The 1,445-nt window shown below is 33.7% G+C and carries 1 protein-coding gene and 1 pseudogene; both read right to left on the reverse strand.

Annotated features, from left to right (window positions below; all coding sequences use genetic code 11):
• Positions 1 to 108: 108 nt before the first annotated feature.
• The coding region (gene ispF / locus WGMM_RS06615) for a 2-C-methyl-D-erythritol 2,4-cyclodiphosphate synthase (RefSeq protein WP_240991862.1) at positions 109 to 637 on the reverse strand (529 nt) is incomplete at its 5' end.
• 1 nt (position 638) lies between these two features.
• Positions 639 to 1,308: pseudogene (gene ispD / locus WGMM_RS06620) on the reverse strand (2-C-methyl-D-erythritol 4-phosphate cytidylyltransferase); the annotation flags it as partial.
• Between the last annotated feature and the right edge of the window lie 137 nt (positions 1,309 to 1,445).

A 1,445-nucleotide genomic window follows, 5' to 3' on the forward strand; every position in this document is an offset into this window, starting at 1 on the left:
AGATACTTGAGTTTTTTTGTCATTTAATCTGTACAGAGAAGATAAATAAATAGCTTCAGTTTCATGATAAGGGGGCTGGCGAAGGATGTCAAGTAAGTTTTTTCGTTTCTATTTCCAATAAAAGTTTGTATGCAATAACACAGAAGCATGCACTGCTATTCCTTCATTTCTTCCAATATAACCTAATTTCTCTGCAGTGGTTGCTTTGATATTTACAAATTCATCATCAATTTCTAATGCTTTTGATATGAATTTCTTCATTTCTACTTTGTAAGGCGATATTTTAGGCTCTTCACAAACTATAGTAATATCTAAATTAGACACGCTGTACCCTTTTTCTTTTGCTTTTTTAGCAGCAAAGTCAAGAAAGTGAGATGAATTGCAATCTTTCCATTCAGAGGAACTAGGAGGAAAGTGCTCTCCTATGTCGCCACATCCCAGTTCTCCGAGTATTGCATCAACGATTGCATGTATTGCAACATCACCATCAGAGTGCGCTTCTATTGCCATGTTGTGTTCAATTTTCACACCGCAAATTTTTATAAAGCTTTCAGCACCATTTTGAACTTTAATGAACTTATGTATATCATAACCGGCTCCGATACGAAATTTTGGCTCTTCAAAAAGAAGCTTTGCCNTATTGATATCCTCTTTTGTGGTTAACTTAAAATTGCTTTTCTCACCTTTAATAATCGCAACATGTTTTTTGTGCTCTACCATTAGTGATGAATCGTCAGTAAATTCTTTGACTGATTGATGGCATGATAATAATTCTTTGAAATTAAAAATTTGAGGGGTTTGTATAGCTCCGAGCTTTCCTCTTGAAATCGTAGATTCAATAAAACTATTACTCACCAATGACACAGTGTCTTCAACTTCTATTGCTGGAACTACTCCTGTATATTGATCATTAATCATAGATTCAACCAAGTTATCTATCAGAACATCTGACACAAAAGGCCTACAAGCATCGTGTATAACTACAAAATCTGGGTTAATTTTTTGTAAGCTTTCAAGCCCTAGTTTAACTGAACTTTGCCTGTTTTCTCCTCCGTATACAGGGCTTAGTAATTTAGTGTCTGTAATTAGTGATATAGCTTTCTCATAGAAACTTTCATGGTCTCTATTAATTGCTATTCTTATGTAATCTATATATTGGTTAGCCAGAAATCTTTTTGTATGAATTGTATGAAATAAAACAGATTTACCTGCCAGTTTTATATATTGCTTAGGAATCGTAGCATTGCATCTACTGCCTACCCCCGCTGCAACTATTAATGCTGCTATTTTATATTTCTTAGCGCACATATTTCTTTTTGTAGAAGCTTTCCTCTCTATCCAAGATTCTTTCCGAAAAATAAAATTTCTGACATCATATAAAAGTTACTTCCCCTATTAACTAGCATAATTATGATAGCAAAAGAGATATTTAGAGAGCTCAAAAT

Origin of the sequence: Wolbachia endosymbiont of Glossina morsitans morsitans, assembly GCF_000689175.1 — a bacterium.
Classification (GTDB): Bacteria; Pseudomonadota; Alphaproteobacteria; order Rickettsiales; family Anaplasmataceae; genus Wolbachia; species Wolbachia pipientis.